Here is a 21,112-nt window from a genome sequence, read left to right as displayed (position 1 = left end):
GTCACCGCCCGCATGAACGGTACGTTCGTTCGATCTAATCGAATGAACGCTTCCGTTCATTCGATTCGGGCGGCGGGGGCAGGCAGCGCGTCGAGCACGGCAGAGAGCAGCCGGACGGCCCCGTCCTTGTCGAGCGGGTTGTTGCCGTTGCCGCACTTGGGCGACTGCACGCAGGACGGGCAGCCGGCGACGCACTCGCAGGCGGCGATCGCGTCCCGGGTGGCTCGCAGCCACGGCTCCAGCTCGGCATGCCCGCGGTCCGCGAACCCGGCCCCGCCCTGGTGTCCGTCGTAGACGAACACCGTCGGCAGCCCGGTGTCGGTGTGCAGCGCCGTCGAGACGCCGCCGATGTCACCGCGGTCGCAGGTCGCCACCAGGGGCAGCAGGCCGATCGCGGCGTGCTCGGCCGCGTGCAGCGCCCCGGGGAACCGGTCCGCGGAGATGCCCGCCCCCTCCATCAGTTCCGGTGTCACCGTGTACATGACGGCGCGGGTGTGCAGGCGCTGGGCGGGCATGTCCAGTTCCACCGCGTCGAGCACCTCCCCGGACGGCAGCCTGCGCAGGTACCCGACCACCTGGTGGGTGACGTCGACCTCCACGAGCCCGACGGTGACCGGGCCGTGGTCGCGACGGTCGAGCTCGGCTGCCACCGTGATGTCGGTGTTCTCGCGGGCACTGGTGGTCCACTCGGGGGTCTCCTCGTGGACCAGGGCCAGGCCGTTCTCCAGGTCGAGGGTGTCCACCACGAACGACCCGCCCTGGTGCAGGTGGACCGCGCCGGGGTGGACGGTCGCGGGCGCCCGGCCACCGTCCACGGTGCCCAGCATCCGCCCGGAGTCGGCGTCGACGATCGCCACCTGCATGCCGATGCCGCCGCGGATGTCCACGGACGCATGCGGATTGGAGTCCGCGGTGACGAACCAGCCGTGTGCCCGACGCCGGATCAGGCCCTGGGCGGCGAGCCCGGTGAGCACCTCGAGCGCGCCCAGTTCCTCCACCTCGGCGTCACTGAGGGGCAGTTCCATTGCGGCACAGAGCAGTTGCGGTCCCAGTACGTACGGGTTGGACGGGTCGGTGACGGTGGCCTCGACGGGCTTGTCCAGCAGCGCCGCGGGATGGTGCACTAGGTAGGTGTCCAGCGGGTCGTCGCGGGCGACCAGCACCACCAGCGAGCCCTGGCCGCGCCGCCCGGACCGCCCGGCCTGCTGCCAGAACGACGCGACGGTGCCGGGGAAGCCGGCGACCACCACCGCGTCCAGGCCCGCGATGTCCACCCCCAGCTCGAGGGCGTTGGTGGTGGCCACGCCGAGCAGGGTGCCGTCGGAGAGCGCCGTCTCCAGCTCACGGCGGTCCTCGGCCAGGTACCCGGCCCGGTAGGCGGCGACCCGGCCGGCCAGGTCCGGGTCCACCTCGGTCAGCAGGCGCTTGGCGCCCATCGCGGTCAGCTCCGCGCCGCGTCGGGAGCGGACGAAGGTGAGGGTGCGGGCCCCCTCGATCATCAGGTCGGCCATGATCCGCGCGGCCTCGGTGCCCGCCGCCCGCCGGACCGGGGCGCCGTTCTCGCCGGACACCTCGGTCAGCAGCGGGGGCTCCCACAGCGCGACCGTCCGCGGACCGCTCGGCGATCCGTCGGAGGTCACCTGCTCGCAGGGCGCGCCGATCAGCCGGCTCGCCGCCGCACCCGGGTCGGCGGTGGTGGCACTGGCGAGGATGAACACCGGGTCGGCGGCGTAACGCCGGCAGAGCCGCCGCAGACGGCGCAGGACCAGGGCCACATTCGATCCGAAAACGCCACGGTAGGAATGGCATTCGTCGACGACCACGTAGCGCAGGTTCCGGAAGAAGTGCGCCCAGCGCTGGTGCGAACGCAGCATCCCGATGTGCAGCATGTCCGGGTTGGTGAAGACCCAGCGAGAGTTGGCGCGCACCCACTGCCGAACCTCGAGCGGGGTGTCGCCGTCAAACGCGTTGGGATGGACGGTGGCGAGTGAGTCCGCGGCATCGCACAGGGCGACGGTGGCCCGGATCTGGTCGGCGCCGAGCGCCTTGGTGGGGGACAGGTAGAGGGCGGTGGCGCGAGGGTCGGCGGCGAGTGAGGTGAGAACCGGCAGTTGGTACGCCAGCGACTTGCCCGATGCCGTGCCGGTCGCGACGACCACGTTCCTCCCCGCCGCGGCGTGCTCGGCGGCTTCGGCCTGGTGTGTCCACGGCAGGGGGATCCCGTTCTCGCGCAGGCCGTCGACGAGATCGGGGTCCGCCCAGAGCGGCCACTGTGCGAACTGGGTTGCGCGACCGGGTAGTTCCGCGACGTGGGTGAGGGGGTCCTCGCCGCGTGGGGTGCCGGCCAGCACGCGACCGAGCAGCGTGCGCCCGAAACTGTCAGCCGGGTCGGCCGGTGTGCTCACTTCGGGTCCTCTCGGATTTGCTCGTCGCCGCGGTCGCACCTGTTCGCACCTGGGAATTCGACCCTACTGTGACGCGCCCACCGCGGACGCGAACGGGCGCGGGATCCTGCGGGGCCGCGACGCGCCGAGCGTTATCAGATAGTAGTGAAGATCAAGATCATTTCTTTATGTGATTTAGCCTGTTGCATACGCGGGAACCGTGGTTGACTGACCCCCGGTCGCAGTTTCTGTGTTCGTGTACACGCTCGCAGGATCTATGTTGCGAGCGCTGTGCACGTCCTTTCCTCGGGGGGAAAGTAAGCCTGCGGAAGGTGGCGGGGCACTGCGGTCGGAACCGGCCCGGTGGGCAGTGAGTGCCGTCCGCCGAATCCGGTGTTAGAAAGTGAAGGAACAACATGGCACAGGGCACTGTGAAGTGGTTCAACGCGGAAAAGGGCTTCGGCTTCATCGCACCCGAGGACGGCTCCGCTGACGTCTTCGTCCACTACTCCGAGATTCAGGGCAACGGTTTCCGCACCCTCGAGGAGAACCAGCACGTCGAGTTCGAGGTCGGAGAGGGCGCCAAGGGCCCGCAGGCCACGGGCGTTCGCGCGCTCTGATCGGTCGGTAACATCACCGGCTTGGTCGATTAACACTACCGACTCGGTCGGCAGCACTATCGATCGAAACTCGTCCCCCGTTGCCGAAAGGTAGCGGGGGACGAGCCATTCCCGGGGATATTGCGCGCGTCCGGGCACATTTCGTTGCGGCAACGGTGAATTAGCCGGTGTGCGGGTCTACTGTCCATTCTGTGAATCAGCTGTCCTTCTTCTCCGCAGACACGGTCCCGCCGAATGTGGACGATCTGGGTGGGCTGCTGGCTGCGCAAGGTCAGGTGGTGGTGGCCGGCGGCGGCGCCAGGGTGTCGGTGGTCGTCGACGCGCAGTGGCGGGCCGAGGCGATCGCGGAACTGATCGCCGAGGCCGGGTTGGCCGTGGAGGTGACCCGCTCCGAGGAGGGCAGCCCACTGGTGCGGACGGCGTCGGTGGCGGTACTCGCCGCGCTCGCGGCGGACTGGACCAAGGGCGCGGTCAAGGCCGTGCCTGCGGGGTGGATCCCCGGTCCCCGGGCCTTGCGGGCGTGGACGCTCGCCGCCGGGTGCGCCGAGGGGGACGGCGACCGGTTCGTCTTCGGGCTGGACCCGCACGCCCCGGACACCCATCCGGTCCTCGCCCAGTCGCTGATGCGGGCCGGTATCGCGCCCACCCTGATGGGCACCCGCGGTCCGCGCCCGGGACTGCGGGTGGTGGGGCACCGGAGGCTCAGTCGCCTGGTCGAGAACATCGGCCAACCGCCGGACCAGTCGGAGGCGCGCAGTGCGTGGCCACGGGTGTAGAAAGTCGAGACGGGATTGATCTGCAAGGATGGGGCAGGCGATGTGTCACTGTAGTAACTGACGCGATCGCCCCATTGACGTCTAGGAAGGTGCAGGCAGCAAGGTGGCAGCTCGGGATAAGGACACGGCGGGGAACTCCCCGACCGGCCAGGTGCGCCGTCTCGTGATCGTCGAGTCGCCGACCAAGGCGCGCAAGATCGCGCCCTACCTGGGCAAGGACTACGTCGTCGAGGCGTCGGTGGGACACATCCGTGACCTGCCGCGTGGTGCCGCGGACGTGCCCGCGAAGTACAAGGGCGAGTCGTGGGCTCGGCTCGGCGTTAACGTCGACCACGACTTCGAGCCGCTCTACGTGGTGAGTCCCGACAAGAAGTCGAAGGTCGCCGAGCTCAAGAGCCTGCTCAAGGACGCCGACGAACTCTTCCTCGCCACCGACCCCGACCGCGAGGGCGAGGCCATCGCCTGGCACCTGCTAGAGACCCTCAAGCCGAAGATCCCGGTGCGCCGGATGGTCTTCCACGAGATCACCAAGCCCGCCATCCTGGCCGCGGCCGAGGACACCCGTGAGCTCGACCAGGACCTGGTCGACGCGCAGGAGACCCGCCGCATCCTCGACCGCCTCTACGGCTACGAGGTCAGCCCGGTGCTGTGGAAGAAGGTCATGCCGAGGCTGTCGGCCGGCCGCGTGCAGTCGGTGGCCACCCGGGTCATCGTGCAGCGTGAACGCGAGCGGATGGCCTTCCGGACCGCCGAGTACTGGGACATCTCCGCGACCCTCGACGCCGGTGCCGAGGCCAGCCCCCGCAGCTTCGGGGCCCGGCTGGTCAGCGTCGACGGCGCGCGGGTGGCCGCGGGCCGCGACTTCGGCTCCGACGGCAAGCTCAAGTCGACCGGCGTCGCGGTGCTGGACGAGGCGCATGCCCGCCGGCTCGCCGAGGCCCTGCAGGGCGTCGACCTGACGGTTTCCTCCGCCGAGGACAAGCCGTACACCCGCAAGCCGTACGCGCCGTTCATGACCTCGACGCTGCAGCAGGAGGCGGGCCGCAAGCTGCGCTTCACCTCCGAGCGCACCATGCGCACGGCGCAGCGGCTGTACGAGAACGGCCACATCACCTACATGCGAACCGACTCGACGACGCTGTCCGCGTCGGCGATCGACGCGGCGCGCGCGCAGGCCACGGAGCTGTACGGCGCGGAGTACGTCAGCCCCAGCCCGCGTCAGTACACCCGCAAGGTGAAGAACGCGCAGGAGGCACACGAGGCGATCCGTCCCGCCGGTGACGTGTTCGCGACGCCGGGCCAGCTGCACAGCCAGCTCGGCACCGACGAGTACAAGCTCTACGAGCTGATCTGGCAGCGCACCATCGCCTCGCAGATGGCGGATGCCCGCGGCACCACCCTGACGCTGCGCATCACCGGCACCGCCGGCACCGGCGAGGAGTGCACCTTCTCCGCGTCGGGCCGGACGATCACCTTCGCCGGCTTCCTCAAGGCGTACGTGGAGAGCCTCGACGAGGAGGCCGACGGCCAGTCCGACGACGCCGAGTCGCGGTTGCCGGTTCTCGTTGCGGGACAGGGCGTCACGGCCACCAAGCTGGACCCGGACGGCCACACCACCAACCCGCCTGCGCGGTACACCGAGGCCAGCCTGATCAAGACGCTCGAGGAGCTGGGCATCGGTCGCCCGTCCACGTACGCGTCGATCATCAAGACCATCCTCGACCGCGGCTACGTCTACAAGCGCGGCAACGCGTTGGTGCCGGCGTGGGTGGCGTTCGCGGTGATCGGTCTGCTCGAGGCGCACTTCGGCCGACTGGTGGACTTCGACTTCACCGCGGGTATGGAGGATGACCTCGACGAGATCGCGGGTGGTCGCGAGCAGCGCGGAAACTGGTTGTCCGGCTTCTACTTCGGTGGCGAGCACGGTGCCGAGGGGTCGGTGGCCCGTTCTGGCGGCCTGAAGAAGATGGTCGGCGCGAACCTCGAGGACATCGACGCCCGCGAGGTCAACTCGATCCGGCTATTCGACGACTCCGAGGGCCGTGAGGTGCACGTCCGGGTCGGTCGGTTCGGTCCGTACCTCGAGCGCATGGTCGTCAATCCTGATGACCCCGAAGGTGATCCGATCTCGCAGCGGGCGAACCTGCCCGACGACCTGCCGCCGGACGAGCTCACCCCGGAGTACGCGGAGAAGTTGTTCGCCACCCCGCAGGACGGCCGCAAGCTCGGCGTGGATCCGCTCACCGGGCACGAGATCGTCGCCAAGGAAGGGCGTTTCGGTCCCTACGTGACCGAGATCCTGCCGGAGCCGGAACCCGAGCCGACCCCGGACATCGTGCCGGTGCCCGTCCCGGAGACCGCCGACGCCGGCGACGACACGGTCAAGACCAAGGCCCCCGCGAAGAAGGCGCCTGCGAAGAAGGCCGCGAAGAAGGTGGACGGCCCCAAGCCGCGCACCGGATCGCTGCTCAAGACCATGGACGTCGCGACGGTGACGCTCGAGGACGCGCTGCGGCTGCTCTCGCTGCCTCGGGTGGTGGGCATCGACCCGGAGTCGAAGGAAGAGATCACCGCGCAGAACGGCCGCTACGGGCCGTACCTGAAGAAGGGCACCGACTCCCGTTCGCTGGCGAACGAGGAGCAGATGTTCACGGTGACCCTCGACGAGGCGTTGAAGATCTACGCCGAGCCGAAGCGTCGTGGCCGCCAGGCCGCGGCCACTCCGCCGTTGCGTGAACTGGGCAACGACTCGGCGACCGACAAGCCGATGGTGATCAAGGACGGCCGCTTCGGCCCGTACGTCACCGACGGCGAGACGAACGCCAGCCTGCGCAAGGGCGACGAGGTGGAGTCCATCACCGACGAGCGGGCCTCCGAGCTGCTCGCGGACCGTCGGGCCCGCGGTCCGGCGCCGAAGAAGACGGCCAAGAAGGCCGCCGCGAAGAAGACCCCGGCCAAGAAGGCGGCGGCCAAGAAGGCGCCGGCGAAGAAGGCCGCGGCCAAGAAGACGCCCGCCACCAAGACCGCCGCCGCGAAGAAGACGGCGGCCAAGAAGGCGCCCGCCAAGAAGGCCGTGAAGAAGGCGGCCGACCCCGAGGCCTGACCCGTCCGCGCGTGGTCGGTCGGCACCGTCGGTGCCGACCGATAGGCTCGCGGAGTGGCAGGAGCATTCGACAGGCTGGTCGGTCAGGAGCACGTCGAGACGGAGCTGACGGGCGCGGCGACCGCGGCGCGCGGCGGCGCCGAGGCAGCGGGCTCGCTGATGACGCACTCGTGGCTGTTCACCGGACCCCCGGGGTCCGGCCGTTCGGTGGCGGCGCTGTGTTTCGCCGCCGCGCTGCAGTGCACCGACCCCGGCGTGCCCGGGTGCGGCGAGTGCCATGCCTGCACCACCACGATGGCCGGCACCCACGCCGACGTCCGGCGGGTGATCCCCGAGGGGCTGAGCATCAGCGTCGCGGAGATGCGGGAGATCGTCCGGACCTCGGCCCGTCGTCCCAGCACCGGGTACTGGCAGGTGGTGGTGATCGAGGACGCCGACCGGCTCACCGAGGGCGCCGCGAACGCCCTGCTGAAGGTGGTGGAGGAGCCGCCGGCGCGGACGGTGTTCCTGCTCTGCGCGCCGTCGGTTGATCCGCAGGACATCTCGGTGACGCTGCGCTCGCGGTGCCGCCACGTGGCGCTGGTTACCCCGTCCGTCGACGCGATCGCCGGGGTGCTGCGCGACCGCGACCAGCTGGACCCCGAGGCCGCCCGGCTGGCGGCCTCGATCAGCGGCGGACACGTGGGCCGGGCCCGCCGTCTCGCCACCGACCCGCTGGCCCGCGAGCGCCGCGATCAGGCCCTGGGGCTGGCCTCGGCGGCGACCCGGCCCGGCACCGCGTACGCCGCGGCGGACGAGTTGGTGCGGACCGCGGAGGCCGAGGCCAAGGAGATGAGCGCGGCCCGGGACGAACGCGAGACCGAGGAGCTGCGTACCGCGCTGGGTGCAGGCGGTACCGGCAAGGGTGCGGCGGGGGCGCTGCGTGGCTCCGCAGGCGCGCTCAAGGACCTCGAGCGGCGGCAGAAGTCGCGGGCCACCCGGACCGGACGCGACAGCCTGGACCGGGCGCTGATCGACCTGGCGGCGCTCTACCGGGACGCGCTGGCCGTCTCGCTCGGCTCGACCGCGCAGCCGAACCATCCGGATCGCGCCGACCAGGTGGCGAAGATGGCGGCGGCCGGCAGCCCCGAGGCGCTGCTGCGCTGCATCGAGGCGGTGCTGGCCTGCCGGGAGGCGCTCGCCGTCAACGTCAAACCCCGGTTCGCCGTGGCGGCGATGGTGGCCAGTCTGGGCGCCGCGCTGAACTGAGTCGACGGCGTCCGCGGGCCACCGGTGGGGGCGATTTTTCTATCCGGGGGCAGTGCCGCTAGACTCCTGACGGTTCGATCGCAAGGTCGGGCACGCCGCCTTAGCTCAGTCGGTAGAGCATTTCACTCGTAATGAAAAGGTCGACGGTTCGATTCCGTCAGGCGGCTCAGCGAAGCCCCTCACCTGTACATCAGGTGAGGGGCTTTTCTGCGTTCCGGGCGGACGGCGAGCGGTCGGTCGCCACTTGCGTTCCGGTCCACCGATCCGGTCCGTGTCGCCCGGCCTGGCGGGCCGGCGCCCGGGGGAGGTGGGTACTGGTTGTGAACAACCGGAGGTGCTGTGGAAAACCTCCCAAGTTCCCGTCGTTTGCCCCGGTGGCGCCGGCGGGGTGCCTTCCGGAGATGCGCCGTTGGTGAATTTGTCCACAGTGTGAACAATATTGTCTGTGCAGGTCAGCGCCGTGTCGCCAAAATGATGTGGGTGTCAGTCCACAGGCTGTCCACAGCTTGGAGGCCGATGTGCATAGGTTTGTCCACAGGTGGGGACAAGTGCGCTAGCGGCTGATCCGGTCGAGGATCACGGCGTGGGCGTGGAGGGCCTTCTCCAGCCCGCGGAAGTCGGCCTCGAACGTGTCCGGGCCCGCGGTGATCGCGATGCTGCTCGACGAGAAGAACTCGCCGGCCCAGGACTTGTTGCTCACGAACGACACCGAGCGCACGTTCCGGTAGGGGATGGACGTGATCGCGGTGCGCTTGCCGACGAAGCTCTTGTCCTGGATCACCACCCGCAGGGTGGTCAGGCCGATGAATCCGGTGCCTGCGCCGGTGCAGTCGTACACCGCGATGATGGACTCGCCGTCGAGCAGGCCGTGCTGCACCTGCTGCAACTGCTCGGACTTGTCGAAGATGGGTTCGGTCATGAGGGTCTCCCTGTTCGTCCGGTCCCGTGGACCGGTCGCCGCTCTCGGCAACCGGCACCGAAGGAACCGGCTCTGCCCGGACTATTGTCGTGTCACCTTGTTCTAGTCGAAGCCGCGCGGAATGGAGTGATCCGATGACGGTGTCGCCGCCGGGGATTCGGGCCCGGGCGATCCGGGCGCCCGCCGTGGTCGCCGTCGGGTCCGTCGCCGCCGCGGCGTTGCTGTACCTGCGGGACCCGCACCGGCCCGGCGCGTACGGCGTGTGCCCGTTCCACGCGCTGACCGGCCTGTGGTGTCCGGGTTGCGGTGGGCTGCGTGCGATGGCCGACCTGACTCACGGCGACGTGCCGGCCTCGCTGTCGAGCAACCTGTTCGTCCTGCCGCTGGTCCTGGTGGCGACCGTGGCGTGGTGGGGTTGGGCGCGCCGCCGGTGGCGCGGGGCCGGCCGGGTCGCGGCCGCGGGGCGGACAATGGCACTGGGGCGGACCGGCACTGTCGGTGTGCTCGTGGCACTTGCCGTGTTCACGGTGGCACGCAACACCCCGTGGGGTGCGTGGCTCGCCCCGACCTGACGCACCGATCGGTGCGTCAGACCAGCGCACGCGAGGTGGCCCGATGGCACTGCAGATCTTCTCGGTGATTGTGATGGTGGGTGCGCTCGTCGCGCTCATTCCGGTGGCCCGACGGGTGTTCGGCAAGCGGGACGACAACGACGACTGAACCCGCCCGCGGTTTCACTCGACAGCGGGCCCGTCGGGGGGCCATGCTCAACTATGGGCGATTCGCTGAAGGCCCGGGTGCGCGACAAGTTGCTCCGCCAGATTGCGGAGGACGGCGACTACCCGTCGGACGGCGCAGAGGATGACGACCCCCGACTGCTCTCGCTCGACGGAGATCTGGCCGTGCTGGACGGGGCGCGCGACGGCGACCCCGTGATCGAGGAGCTCGCCGCGAAGTACTGGGTTCCCTGACCGGCCGCACTCGAGAGAACCCGAGCAGGCTCGGGGCGAGACGGTGTGCCCAGGTGGCCCGACCCGGCGCAACGCACGAAGGTCTCCTGTCGGCGAGGCGGGTGCATGTGCACTCCACTTCGCGACAGGAGACCTTCTCGGTTCACACGACCGGCAACTGCTTGCGGGTGACGGGGCGGAACCTGTCTGCCTGGGGCAGTGTGACTAGCTGACCAGCTTGGCCTTCAGCTTGGAGATGGTGTCCGCGCTCAGGCCCAGGCCCTCGGTGAGGTAGTCGTCCATGGTGCCGTAGCTGGTGGTGATCTGGTCGAGGCCGGCCTTGAGGAAGTTCTCCTCGACCCGCAGCACCGGGGTCAGGTTGGCGGCGGCGTCCGCACCGATCGCGGCGGTGATCATGCCCAGGGTCTTCTGGGTGGTCGCCTCGAGGTAGGCGTTGCTGACCATGTAGTCGTCCATGATGGTCTTCGAGTCAACGCCGGCGATGGACTGCAGCAGCATGGCGGTCCACCCGGTGCGGTCCTTGCCCGAGGTGCAGTGGAAGAGCTGCGCGCCCTCCTCCGTGGCCAGCGCGGTCAGCACCTGTGCGAAGGCTGCACGGCTGTCCGAATTGGTGACGTAGCTGCGGTTGGTCTCCTCCATGTACGCGGTGCCCTCCGCGGGAGTCTTGAGGGTGGTCGCGAGCTTGACCAGGTCCCCGGCATCGATCGGGGTCGGGACGTAGTTGACTCCGGCCGGAAGCTTGTCCTCGCCGCCCATCATCTTGTCCGCGACCTCACCGAGGCCACGCAGGTCGTAGACGTCGGCGAGGCCGAGTTCGAGGAGCGTCGCCTTGTCGTCGTCGCTGGTCTTGGTCAGCGCGTTGGAGCGGTAGATGACACCACGCTTGAGGTGCTTGCCGTCGGCGGTGGCGTAGCCGTCGCCGACGTTGCCGGCGACGTCGCGGAAGTTCGCGACGGACTTCAGCACGGAAGCGGTGGGGGCGGCGGGGCCGGCGCTGGAGCCGGCCTCGAGGAGGGGCGCGATCGCGCCGAGCGAGCCGGTGTCGAGGGCGCTCAGGTCGAGGGCGCTCGCGGTGGCGGGGACGGCGGCGAACATCAGGCCGCCGGTGACCAGTACGGCCGCGGCCTTCGTGAGGGTGCGGGACGACATATTGTCGGAACCTCTCTGCTGCATGTGAACGGACCGACCGAGACGATTGCGGTCGGTGGCGGAACCCGGCTCGGCCAGGCCAGTCAGGGACGGCGTCACCGGCTTCGCGGAGTCCGTCATGCTGGCTGGGTCCGACGACCCCTGTCGAGATGGTCGGTCCCGAGGGCGGGAGATCCGATAGTGTGAAACGCTTTGTCGATACGTGATGTAACGACTAAGACGTGACACAATGTAACGGTCGTCATATCCGGACGCAAGGGGTTTACCAATGCCGAAGGAACCTGAAGCCCGGCGCCGGCTCGGACCGCAACGCGATCCGGCGATCGACGCAGCCGTGCTGGACGCAACCCGGCGACTGCTGGTCGAAAAGGGTTACGCCGGCACCTCGATCGATGCCATCGCGGCCCTGGCGGGTGTCGGGCGCCCGGCGATCTACCGGCGCTGGCCGTCGAAGGCACACATCGTGAACGACGCGATCTACCCGGAACTGAACGCGGAGCCCGGCGCCGGCGAGGACACCGTGCTCGATGTCGGCGGCACGATGACAGAGCAGGTCCGGGCGCTGGTGCACGGTGCGGTCGCCCTCTTCGCCGCCCCCGCCACCCGGGCTGCCGCTCCCGCGCTGATGAGCGAGGTGCACACCGACGAGGCGTTGCGGTACGCCCTGGTCGAGCGTCAGCGCGCCGGCGTCCGCGCCGAGTTGACGCGCCGCCTGGACGAGGCCGCCGCGCGTGGCGAGGTCCGCGCCGGGATCGACGCCGACGTTCTCCTCGACATCATGGCCGGCGCCGCCATCTACGCGATGTCCGCCCGTGACGTGGACGACTCCGAGTCGTTTGCCGATGCCCTGACCGGCATTGTGCTGCACGGGATACTCCCCGGAGGCCAGGTCGGGGAGGGCGCCGCCGAGTGAGCCCGCCGCGAGCGTCCGGCGCCTGTCGGCCTACGGCAGCGGGGTGCTCCACAGCCACGCGTCCCACAACGGTCGCAGCGGACGCTCGGTGAAATGTGCTGCCAGGTCGGTGAATTCCTCGGTGCTCACGTTCGAGTGCCGGTACCGGGCGGTCCACTGCCGCAGCAGCTCGAAGAACGGCTCGTCGCCGAGCTCGCGACGCAGCGCATGCAGGGTCAGGGCGCCGCGCTTGTACAGCCGGTCGTCGAACATCAGCTCCGGTCCTGGGTCGCCGAGCAGCAGGTCCTGCGGCAGCAGCGCCAGGTTCCGGTGCGCCTGGTCGGCGATCTCCTGTGCGGACGGACCGCCGGAGTTCTCCGACCACAGCCACTCGGCGTAGCAGGCGAAGCCCTCGTGTAGCCAGATGTCGCGCCAGTTGCGCAGCGTGAGGCTGTTGCCGAACCACTGGTGCGCCAGCTCGTGCGCCACCAGCCGCTCGGAGCCCCGCCTGCCGTCGCAGTGGTTGGCGCCGAACACCGAGATTCCCTGTGCCTCAATGGGGATCTCGAGATCGTCGTCGGTGACGAGCACCGTGTAGGCGGCGAAGGGGTACGGCCCGAACATTCGGACGAAGGCGTCCATCATCTCCGGCTGCCTGCCGAAGTCGTGCTCGAAAGGTGCGCGCAGCCGTTGCGGCAGCAGTGCGTGCATGGGGACGGCCGCCGCCGAGGACGCGACGCGGTGCCGCTCGTACGGACCGATCTGGATGGTGGCGAGATAGCTGGCCATCGGTTCGCTCTGCTCGTACACCCAGGTGGTGTGGCTGGCCCGGGTCTGCTTGCGGAGCAGGACGCCGTTCGCGAGCGCGTAGTACGGCGAGTCGGTGGTGATCGAGATCTGGTAACTGGCCTTGGCGCCGGGGTGGTCGTCGCACGGGTACCAGGACGCGGCGCCGTTCGGTTGGCTGGCGACCAGGGCGCCCTCGGTGAGCTCCTCCCAGCCGACCTCACCCCAGATGCTGTGGACCGGGGTGGGGGTGCCCGCGTACTGCACCGTCACCACCAGCGCCGCGCCGGCCGGAATCTTCTGTGCCGGTGTGATTGTCAGCTTGCCGTGCTGATGGGTGTACTTGGGCCGGGTGCCGTTGACCGACACCTTCGCCACCGCCAGTGCGGGGGAGAGGTCGAAGCTGAACTTCGGCCGCGACTCGGTGGCGACTGCGGTGATCGACGCCTTGCCTGCCAACCGGTTGCTGGGCACCTTGTACGTCAGGTCCAGCTCGTAGCGCGAGACCCGGTAGCCGCGGTTGCCGTTGTGCGGCAGGTACGCGTCCACCGGCTCCTCGTAGAACTTGCCGGCACCGCCGGCGGCGAACTTTCCCGGCTTCACCATCAGGACTCACTCCACGGGGCGATCGGGTTGCCCTGCCAGCGGGTGTTCGGCGGCACGGTGTCTCCGCGCATCACCAGCGACGCGGGCCCGACGGTGGCGCCGTCGCCGATTCCGGACGCGGGCAGTGCGACGCAGTGCGGCCCGAGCGTGGCGCCGGCGCCGAGGGTGACGGTGTCCATGGACATGATCCGATCATGGAACAGGTGGGTCTGCACGACGCACCCGCGCTCGACGGTCGCACCGTCGCCGAGCGTCACCAGGTCCGCCTCCGGCAGCCAGTAGGACTCGCACCAGACGCCGCGGCCGATGCGCGCGCCCATGCCGCGCAGCCACAGGTTCAGCACCGCGGTCCCGGTGGCGGCCCGCGCGAACCACGGCGCCGCGACGGTCTCGACGAACGCGTCGGAGACCTCGTTGCGCCACACGAACGAACTCCACAGCGGATGGTCGACCTTGCCGATCCGGCCCACCACCAACCACTTCGCGGCCACCGACACCGCGCCGGCGACGGCCCCGGCGACCAGCAGCACCAGACCGCTGAGCAGCGTCGCGACGGCGAACCCGGCCGCGCCGGCCAGCGCCTGCAGCGCGAACAACACGCCCAGGCCGATGCCGAAGGTGACCATCACCGGGATCAGCCGGCAGGTCTCCACCACCGCCCGGGCGACCTTGAGCCGGAACGGCGGCGCGAAGGTGCGGGCCGCGTCGGAGGTGTCGACGGCCCGGCGCAGCCGCACCGGCGGGCTGCCGAGCCAGGACGAGCCGGACTTCGCCTTGCTCGGCGCCGCGGACAGTACCGCGACCAGACCGTTTTTCGGGACGCGGCGGCCCGGCCCGGCCATCCCGGAGTTGCCCAGGAACGCCCGCTTGCCGACCTTCGCCTCCTGGATGTGCAGCCAGCCGCCGCCCAGTTCGTACGACGCGATCATGGTGTCGTCAGCGAGGAAGGCGCCGTCGGCGACGGTGGTGAACTTCGGCAGCAGCAGCACCGTCGAGGCCTCCACGTTCTTGCCGACCTTCGCGCCGAGCAGTCGCAGCCAGCCGGGCGTGAGCAGGCTGGCGTACATCGGGAACAGGAAGGTGCGCGCGGAGTCCAGCAGCCGCTCGGTCGCCCACACCTGCCAGCCGGTGCGACTGCGCACCGGGTGGTAGCCCTCGCGGAGCCCGATGCCGAGTGCGCGGACCGAGGCCAGCGTCACCGCGGCGAAGACGAACAGCGAGAGCAGCGTCGCGGCCGGCAGCCAGACCAGCGCCCGGGCGGCGGCGGCGCCGAGGTCCGCGCTCTCGCGCACGCCCCAGCCGACCAGTGCGATCCCGGCGCCCAGCGCCAGGATCGGCAGCCCGGAGATCAGTAGGGAGGTGAGCCCGTAGACCGGAACCCACCGGGTGCCGCGGGGCGGCCGCTCGGACGGCCACGGATGCACGGCCTTGCCGACCTTGACGGCAGGGGAGCCGGCCCAGCTCTGGCCGGCCTTGACGCGGCCGAACACCGCGGAGCCGGGTGCGATCTCCGCGTTCCGGCCGATCCGGGTGCCGGGCAGCAGGGTGGAGCGGGCGCCGACGGCCGCGCCGTCGCCGATCTTGACGGTGCCGATGTGGACCACGTCGCCGTCGATCCAGTGCCCGGACAGGTCCACCTCGGGTTCGACGGAACAGCCCTCGCCCAGCTCGAGCATTCCGGTGACCGGCGGCAGGGTGTGCAGGTCCACCCCGCGTCCGACCTTTGCGCCGAGCGCGCGGGCGTAGTAGATCATCCACGGCGCGCCCGAGAGGTTCGCGGCGCCGCTGGCCTCGGTGAGCCGGTGCGCCACCCACAGGCGCAGGTGTTCGCGGCCGCCCCGCGGGTAGCTGCCGGGCCGCAGGCCGCGCAGCAGCAGCCGGGACCCGGCGACGGCGATCGCCATCCGGCCGACCGGGCTGATGAACAGTGCGAACGCGAGCAGCACCCACCACCAGGACAGCGTCGGCGCCCACGGGGCGTCGACGAACCAGGCCAGCACGTTGTTCACGAGAGCCAGCCAGGTGGCCCACTGCAGCCCGGTCAGGGTGGTCAGCGGGACGGTCCACGCGACCTGCGCCCACTGGGTGGACCGCGGTGTGGGCGTGACGATCCTCGGCTCGGCGGCGACGGTGGGGGCCAGCTCGTCGAGGTAGTCGGCGAGCGAACCGAGCCGGGGATGGTCGTAGAGCTGGGCGACGGTGACCTCGGGGAACCGCTCGCGCAGCGCCGTCACCAACTGGGCGGCCGCCAGCGAACCGCCGCCACTGGTGAAGAAGTCGTCGTCGGGCCCGGTGATCTGGGCGCCGAGGATCGACGTCCACAGCCCGGCCACCCACGCGGCGGTGCCGTCCAGTCCCGCGGCCGCGGCCGCGTCCTCGCCGCTCGCGCCGGGCAGCGGCCAGGGCAGTGCGGCCCGGTCCACCTTTCCGGAGGTGCGGGTGGGCAGCTCGTCGAGCAGCGCCAGGCGGGGCACCAGCGCGGCAGGCAACTGCTCGGCCAGCGCGGCGCGCGCGGCCGCCACGTCGAAGTTCGGGTCGGTGCTGGCCAGGTACCCGACCAGGATCGAGTGTCCGGCGGCGGTCTTGCGGATGGCGGTGGCGGCCCCGCTGACCCCGGGCAGGTTCTGCAGTGCGTTGTCGATCTCGCCGAGCTCGATGCGTCGGCCGCCGAGCTTGACCTGGTCGTCGGCTCGGCCCTGGAACAGCAGTCCCGCGGTCTCCAGCCGGACCAGGTCGCCGCTGCGGTAGGCGCGGTCCCACCCGAGCGAGGGCATCGGCGCGTACTTCTCGGCGTCCTTGGCGGGGTCGAGGTAGCGGGCCAGGCCGACGCCGCCGATCACCAGCTCGCCGACCTCGCCCTCGGCGACCGGCCGGGAGTCGGCGTCCACGACGGCCAGGTCCCAGCCGTCGAGCGGCAGTCCGATGCGGACCGGACCGGTGCCGTCCATGGGTGCGGCGCACGCGACGACGGTGGCCTCGGTGGGGCCGTACGTGTTCCACACCTCGCGGCCGTCGACCGCGAGGCGTTCGGCCAGTTCCGGCGGGCAGGCCTCGCCGCCGAAGATCAGCAGCCGCACCGCCTCGAGCGCCTCCGCCGGCCACAGCGCGGCCAGCGTGGGGACGGTGGAGACGATGCTCACGTCCCGCGAGACCAGCCACGGGCCCAGGTCCATGCCGCTGCGGACCAGTGCGCGGGGCGCCGGGACCAGGCAGGCGCCGTGCCGCCAGGCCAGCCACATCTCCTCGCAGGAGGCGTCGAACGCGACGGACAGCCCGGCCAGGACGCGGTCGCCGGGACCGATCGGATTCTGCTGCAGGAAGATCCGGGCCTCGGCGTCGACGAACGCGGCGGCGCTGCGGTGGCTGACCGCGACGCCCTTGGGGGTTCCGGTGGAGCCGGAGGTGAAGATGATCCAGGCGTCGTCGTCGAGGGTCGGGGTGCGGGGCGAACCGGGTTCGGCGCGGTGCGCGGTCCCGGGCTCGATCCCGGTGCCGGTGACGATCGCGGTCACCTGGGCCTCGCCGAAGACCAGCTCGGCCCGCTCCTCGGGGTCGTCGGCGTCCACCGGCACGTAGGCCGCGCCTGCGGCCAGGACGGACAGGATCGCGACATAGAGTTCGCGGGTGCCCGACGGCATCCGGACGCCCACCCGGTCACCGCCGCCGACCCCGGCCTCGCCGAGCAGTCGGGCACCCTGACCGATCTCGTCCAGCAACTCCGCGTAGCTCAGGGTCATGTCGCCGTCGTCGAGTGCGGGCGCGTCCGGGAACGCCGCCGCGGTGGCGGTGACGATGTCGACGAGGGTGCGCGGCGCGGGGGCGTGCGGCGACCGGAGGTATTCGGCCGGGATTCGCGGTGAACTGTCCGGTGACGAGGGGAGATGCAAACCCTGTTGTCCTGTCTGAGTCGGCTGGATGTGGGGTCTTTATCTCACGACAAGTTGGCTGGTGGGTGAACAAATCCTACGCCGAGGGGGAGGTGTCGGCGTGGTCTCGACGCGCGGGTGGCGACGCCGCTCGGCCGGGCCGCGATGCGTTATGTGACCTGCATTACACTGTAAAGTCCGGCGCCGAATCTCCCCTAGGGTTGCTCCGGTACTGCCCGTTCTTGCTGGTTGGCGCCCGAGCAATAGGCTCTCTACCTCGGTGAACGGGTCTTGACGTTCGTCGGCAGGGGGAGAGACGTTGACCGTGAAGATGGCTAAGGCCGCGCTGGTGGCAGCAGTCGGGGTGCTGCTGACGGTGCCGCTGGCGTCCCCGGCCGCCGCACTCACGCCGGACGGCGGCAGCCTCGGTGCGCAGTGGACCGCGACCACCGACGGCCCGCAGCAGTACCCCGGCGTGCACACCGAGTGGGACGTGCCGATCACCATGAGTGACGGCGTGGTGCTCAAGGCCAACGTGTACCGACCGGCGGACGCGTCCGGACGGGCCGTGGACACGAAGACGCCCGTCGTCGTCAACATGACGCCGTACACCAAGCTGGTCTCGGCGGTCGCGAACGCGGCGCTCTCGGTCCCGCAGCTCGGCGAGCCGATCATGGACTTCGCCCGGGAGCTGAACCTGGCCGGTACGCCGGTCACCGGTCTCGGCGACCTGATCAAGGTGACCTCAGGCGGCGGGCTGCGGACGTTCAGCGTCGACCCCAAGCTGATCCAGAGCGGCTACACCCAGGTGGTCGTCGACGTGCGCGGAACCGGCTTCTCGCAGGGCACCTGGCAGGTCTTCCAGTCCCGGGAGCAGCAGGACACCGTGGAGACCATCGACTGGGCGTCGAAGCAGCAGTGGTCGGACGGCAAGGTCGGCATGAACGGGGTGTCCTACTCCGCGATCAACCAGGTGCAGGCCGCGAGCCAGCGTCCTGCCGCGCTGAAGGCCATCGTCCCGGTCGAGCCCGGCGGCGACATCCTGCGTGACGTGGTCGCGCCGGGCGGGGGCATCGGTATCGGATTCATGCCGGTGTGGCTGGCCGCGGTCAACGGCATGAAGTGGCTTCCGGACGTGCAGTCGATCCTCAACGGGACCTTCGACTCGAAATGGTTGGCGGACCGGCAGTCTGACCCACTGACCTTCGTGCCGCTGCTGCTCAACGCCCTCACCGTGCCGAGCGTCGACGCCGTCACGCCCGATCTGACGGCACTTCTCGAGGAAGACAGCTCGTTGCGCCGGGACCTGGTCTCGAACCCGGAGAACATCACCGCCCCGACGATGGTCTACGGCGGTTGGCACGACATCTTCACCAACAGCGAGCCCAAGATCTACAACGCGATCCCGCTGCCGCCCGGACAGAAGCAACTGGTCATGGGCGACACCTACCACCTGAACTTCGGCTCCGGCTTCGGTGAGCCGGGCAACCCGCCGCGGCTCGACGTGCTCCAGCGCGCCTGGTTCGACCGTTGGCTCAAGGGCATCGACAACGGCATCGACACCTACGGCCCGGCCACGCTGTACCAGCAGGGCAACGGGTGGACCACGGCGGATCAGTTCCCGCGGTCGGGCATGACGCACCAGCGGATGTACCTCGACGCGCGGTCGAGCGGCACCGCGAACGGCAGTGTCCACGACGGGAGCCTGGTGGCGGACAAGCCCACCACCGGCTCCACGCTGACGGTCGCCCCGGGGCTGGCGACGGTGTGCTCACGGGACTCCGCGCAGGAGACGATCGGCGTCACCGCGGTACTCGACGCCTGCGGCAAGGATGCGCGGTTCAGCGAGCAGAACGCGCTCACCTTCACCAGTGCGCCGGTGGCCGAGCGGACGGAGATCTCCGGCCAGGTGAACGTGCACCTGAACACCGTGCTCGACGCCACCGACGGCTACTGGGCCGCCACCCTCAACGACGTCGCGCCCGACGGGACTTCGACGGTGCTCACCAGCGGCCAGCTCACCTCGTCGCTGCGCGCGATCGACGACGCGAGGAGCGGGAAGTCGGTGAACGGGGACCTCACCGACCCGTTCTACCGGCTGACCCTGGACAGCCGGCAGCCCGTCGTTCCCGGGCAGCCGACCGCGCTGGACGTGGGCCTGACCGCCACCGACGCCGTGCTGGCGCCCGGTCACCGTCTCCGCGTGGACGTGTACGCCAGCAACTTCCCCAAGGGCATGCTGCTGCGGCCGCTGCTCAACGAGAGCGGGCTCAAGCCCCAGCACCTGGTGCTGGATCCGAACGCGCCGAGTTTCGTCAACGTCCCGGTCGGCACGCGGATCGGCTGACCGGTCGGTGTGGGTCGGCGATGAGTTTGGCCTCGCCGGCGGGTCTACCTCGGTGGAGGCTGTCGTTGGTAGGCGGTCGACCGGCTGGGAGGAGATCCGATGTTGGACCAGGAGTTCACGGCGGTGCTGCAGAAGGGCCCGAACAAGGGCGGCTGGACGTACGTGGTGTGGCCGAAGTCGGTGGAGTTCTTCGGGACCCGGGGCCTGGTGAAGGTCCGGGGCACCGTCGACGGCCGCCCCTTCCGCAGTTCGTTCATGGCGATGGGCGACGGCACGCACAAGCTGCCGGTCAGGGCGGAGGTTCGCCGGGCCATCGGCAAGGAGGCTGGGGCGACGGTGACGGTGCGACTGGACGAGCGGATCGTGGAGGACTGACGTCGCCTCGGCAGGCTCGCCTCTGCCGCGAGCCCGATGCCGGCTGGGCGCCGACTCGGGTCGGAGCCGAAACAGCACCGGACCGGTTGCGGCCAATGTGTCTCGGCCGCAACCGGTCCGGTTGTGGGTGGGTGTTCAGGCGACTGCCTGGTCAGGCTCCGTGGATCTCGCGCCGGTTGTGAGCCGGCCGTGGTCTTCGCGCCGGGTCCACCCAGGCCGGAGGAGTGAACCATGGGAATCCGTCCGATTCGATCTTCACGGCCCAGTGGTTCTTGTGGATGATCGTGTGGTGCTTCTTGCACAGCAGCACGAGGTTCGACAGTGCGGTCTTGCCGTCGTCGGACCAGTGGATGATGTGGTGGGCGTCTGTCCATGCGGCGGGTCGTCCGCAGCCGGGGAACGCGCATCCGCAGTCCCGGGCGACGAGTGCCTTGCGCAGGCTTGGTGTGACGAAGCGGGTGCTGCGGCCGATGTCGAGGGGGTTGCCTTCCTTGTCGACGAACACCGCGGTGACCTGGGCGTCGCAGGACAGGCGTGCGGCGATGGTGGCGGAGACGGGTCCGGCCCAGGGCATGCTGGCGTGCCGGACTCTGCGGTAGTGCCGCGGCGGCCGGACGTCTGAGCAGCTTTCACCGGGTGCGGATCTGGTTGCGCCGACGGGTCCGGTTGGGTTGTTGGAGTGGTAGTCCCACCCGTTCTTCGTCCATGCCCCGGTTGCCGGGGTGGGCGCGGTCTTGGCAACGGCGTCCTTGAGGGCGTCGAGGTCGATGGTGACGGTGACGTGTGGTTGTTCGCCGCCCTCGACCGGTCCGCGGGCGTTGTCGAGGTGCCCGCGGATGATCTGCTCCAACGCGTCCGCTCGGCGTTTCGCGGCGGAACGCGGGTCGCGGTTCGGGTTTCCGTCGTCGTCGGTGCTCGGGTGCGGCTTGGACAGGCCCGACAGCGCGGTGTGCAGGGCCTCGCCGACCTCGGCGTCGAACGATCCCTTCACGTGCACCCGTCCCCCCAGGGTGGCGGAAGCGTGGAACTCGTTGAGTTCAGAGTTCTCTCCGTCGGGTGGGACGGTCCCG

General features: G+C 70.2%; 15 protein-coding genes and 1 tRNA gene. 10 read left to right on the top strand and 6 right to left on the bottom strand.

Annotated features, from left to right (window positions below; all coding sequences use genetic code 11):
• Positions 1 to 56: 56 nt before the first annotated feature.
• Positions 57 to 2,405, bottom strand: coding sequence for a DEAD/DEAH box helicase (locus ACFO6S_RS19635; RefSeq protein WP_378419664.1), 2,349 nt, complete (start codon positions 2,403 to 2,405; stop codon positions 57 to 59).
• 395 nt (positions 2,406 to 2,800) lie between these two features.
• Between ACFO6S_RS19635 and ACFO6S_RS19630 the strand changes: the two genes are divergently transcribed.
• The 5 genes from ACFO6S_RS19630 to ACFO6S_RS19610 all read left to right on the top strand — a co-directional run bounded on the left by ACFO6S_RS19630 (position 2,801) and on the right by ACFO6S_RS19610 (position 8,298).
• Positions 2,801 to 3,004, top strand: a complete 204-nt coding sequence (locus tag ACFO6S_RS19630; RefSeq protein ID WP_378419663.1) for a cold-shock protein — start codon at positions 2,801 to 2,803, stop codon at positions 3,002 to 3,004.
• 191 nt (positions 3,005 to 3,195) lie between these two features.
• A complete protein-coding gene (locus tag ACFO6S_RS19625) occupies positions 3,196 to 3,780 on the top strand; it encodes a hypothetical protein (RefSeq protein WP_378419662.1) in 585 nt (194 codons plus the stop codon).
• A gap of 103 nt (positions 3,781 to 3,883) precedes the next feature.
• On the top strand, positions 3,884 to 6,883 hold the full coding sequence (gene topA / locus ACFO6S_RS19620; protein WP_378419661.1) for a type I DNA topoisomerase: 3,000 nt from the start codon (positions 3,884 to 3,886) through the stop codon (positions 6,881 to 6,883).
• A gap of 54 nt (positions 6,884 to 6,937) precedes the next feature.
• The gene (locus ACFO6S_RS19615; protein ID WP_378419660.1) at positions 6,938 to 8,131 is read left to right on the top strand and encodes a DNA polymerase III subunit delta'; all 1,194 of its coding nucleotides are present in this window, start codon (positions 6,938 to 6,940) and stop codon (positions 8,129 to 8,131) included.
• A gap of 94 nt (positions 8,132 to 8,225) precedes the next feature.
• Positions 8,226 to 8,298: transfer RNA gene (locus ACFO6S_RS19610), tRNA-Thr, on the top strand.
• 386 nt (positions 8,299 to 8,684) lie between these two features.
• Here ACFO6S_RS19610 and ACFO6S_RS19605 read toward each other — a convergent pair.
• A complete protein-coding gene (locus ACFO6S_RS19605; RefSeq protein WP_378419659.1) occupies positions 8,685 to 9,050 on the bottom strand; it encodes a hypothetical protein in 366 nt (121 codons plus the stop codon).
• Between the two features lie 134 nt (positions 9,051 to 9,184).
• Here ACFO6S_RS19605 and ACFO6S_RS19600 point away from each other — a divergent pair, with 134 nt between their 5' ends.
• Positions 9,185 to 9,622, top strand: a complete 438-nt coding sequence (locus ACFO6S_RS19600; protein ID WP_378419658.1) for a DUF2752 domain-containing protein — start codon at positions 9,185 to 9,187, stop codon at positions 9,620 to 9,622.
• A gap of 201 nt (positions 9,623 to 9,823) precedes the next feature.
• Entirely contained in the window at positions 9,824 to 10,021 is a 198-nt protein-coding gene (locus ACFO6S_RS19595; protein ID WP_378419657.1) for a hypothetical protein, read from the top strand.
• 204 nt (positions 10,022 to 10,225) lie between these two features.
• On the opposite strand, the gene ACFO6S_RS19590 is transcribed toward ACFO6S_RS19595, so the two are convergent.
• Entirely contained in the window at positions 10,226 to 11,170 is a 945-nt protein-coding gene (locus ACFO6S_RS19590) for a tyrosine-protein phosphatase (RefSeq protein WP_378419656.1), read from the bottom strand.
• A 268-nt stretch (positions 11,171 to 11,438) separates the two neighbouring features.
• On the opposite strand from ACFO6S_RS19590, the gene ACFO6S_RS19585 reads away from it, so the two are divergent.
• Positions 11,439 to 12,083: a TetR/AcrR family transcriptional regulator gene (locus ACFO6S_RS19585; RefSeq protein ID WP_378419655.1), complete on the top strand. Its 645-nt coding sequence runs from the start codon at positions 11,439 to 11,441 to the stop codon at positions 12,081 to 12,083.
• Positions 12,084 to 12,113: 30 nt separating this feature from the next.
• On the opposite strand, the gene ACFO6S_RS19580 is transcribed toward ACFO6S_RS19585, so the two are convergent.
• Positions 12,114 to 13,454 (bottom strand): M1 family metallopeptidase, encoded by a 1,341-nt coding sequence (locus tag ACFO6S_RS19580; protein WP_378419654.1) that lies wholly within the window; start codon positions 13,452 to 13,454, stop codon positions 12,114 to 12,116.
• Positions 13,454 to 17,341 (bottom strand): Pls/PosA family non-ribosomal peptide synthetase, encoded by a 3,888-nt coding sequence (locus tag ACFO6S_RS19575; protein WP_378419653.1) that lies wholly within the window; start codon positions 17,339 to 17,341, stop codon positions 13,454 to 13,456. Before ACFO6S_RS19575 ends, ACFO6S_RS19580 begins: the two co-directional genes overlap by 1 nt.
• Before the next feature lie 310 nt (positions 17,342 to 17,651).
• Here ACFO6S_RS19575 and ACFO6S_RS19570 point away from each other — a divergent pair, with 310 nt between their 5' ends.
• On the top strand, positions 17,652 to 19,667 hold the full coding sequence (locus ACFO6S_RS19570) for a CocE/NonD family hydrolase (RefSeq protein WP_378419944.1): 2,016 nt from the start codon (positions 17,652 to 17,654) through the stop codon (positions 19,665 to 19,667).
• A 99-nt stretch (positions 19,668 to 19,766) separates the two neighbouring features.
• Positions 19,767 to 20,042: a DUF1905 domain-containing protein gene (locus ACFO6S_RS19565; RefSeq protein ID WP_378419652.1), complete on the top strand. Its 276-nt coding sequence runs from the start codon at positions 19,767 to 19,769 to the stop codon at positions 20,040 to 20,042.
• A 151-nt stretch (positions 20,043 to 20,193) separates the two neighbouring features.
• On the opposite strand, the gene ACFO6S_RS19560 is transcribed toward ACFO6S_RS19565, so the two are convergent.
• On the bottom strand, positions 20,194 to 21,112 hold a 919-nt coding region (locus tag ACFO6S_RS19560), incomplete at its 5' end, for an HNH endonuclease signature motif containing protein (protein WP_378419651.1).

This window comes from Rhodococcus kronopolitis, assembly GCF_042654025.1.
Lineage (GTDB): Bacteria > Actinomycetota > Actinomycetes > Mycobacteriales > Mycobacteriaceae > Rhodococcus_G > Rhodococcus_G kronopolitis.
The sequence above is the reverse complement of the archived record's forward strand: the minus strand, read 5'-3'. Positions and strand labels throughout refer to the sequence as shown.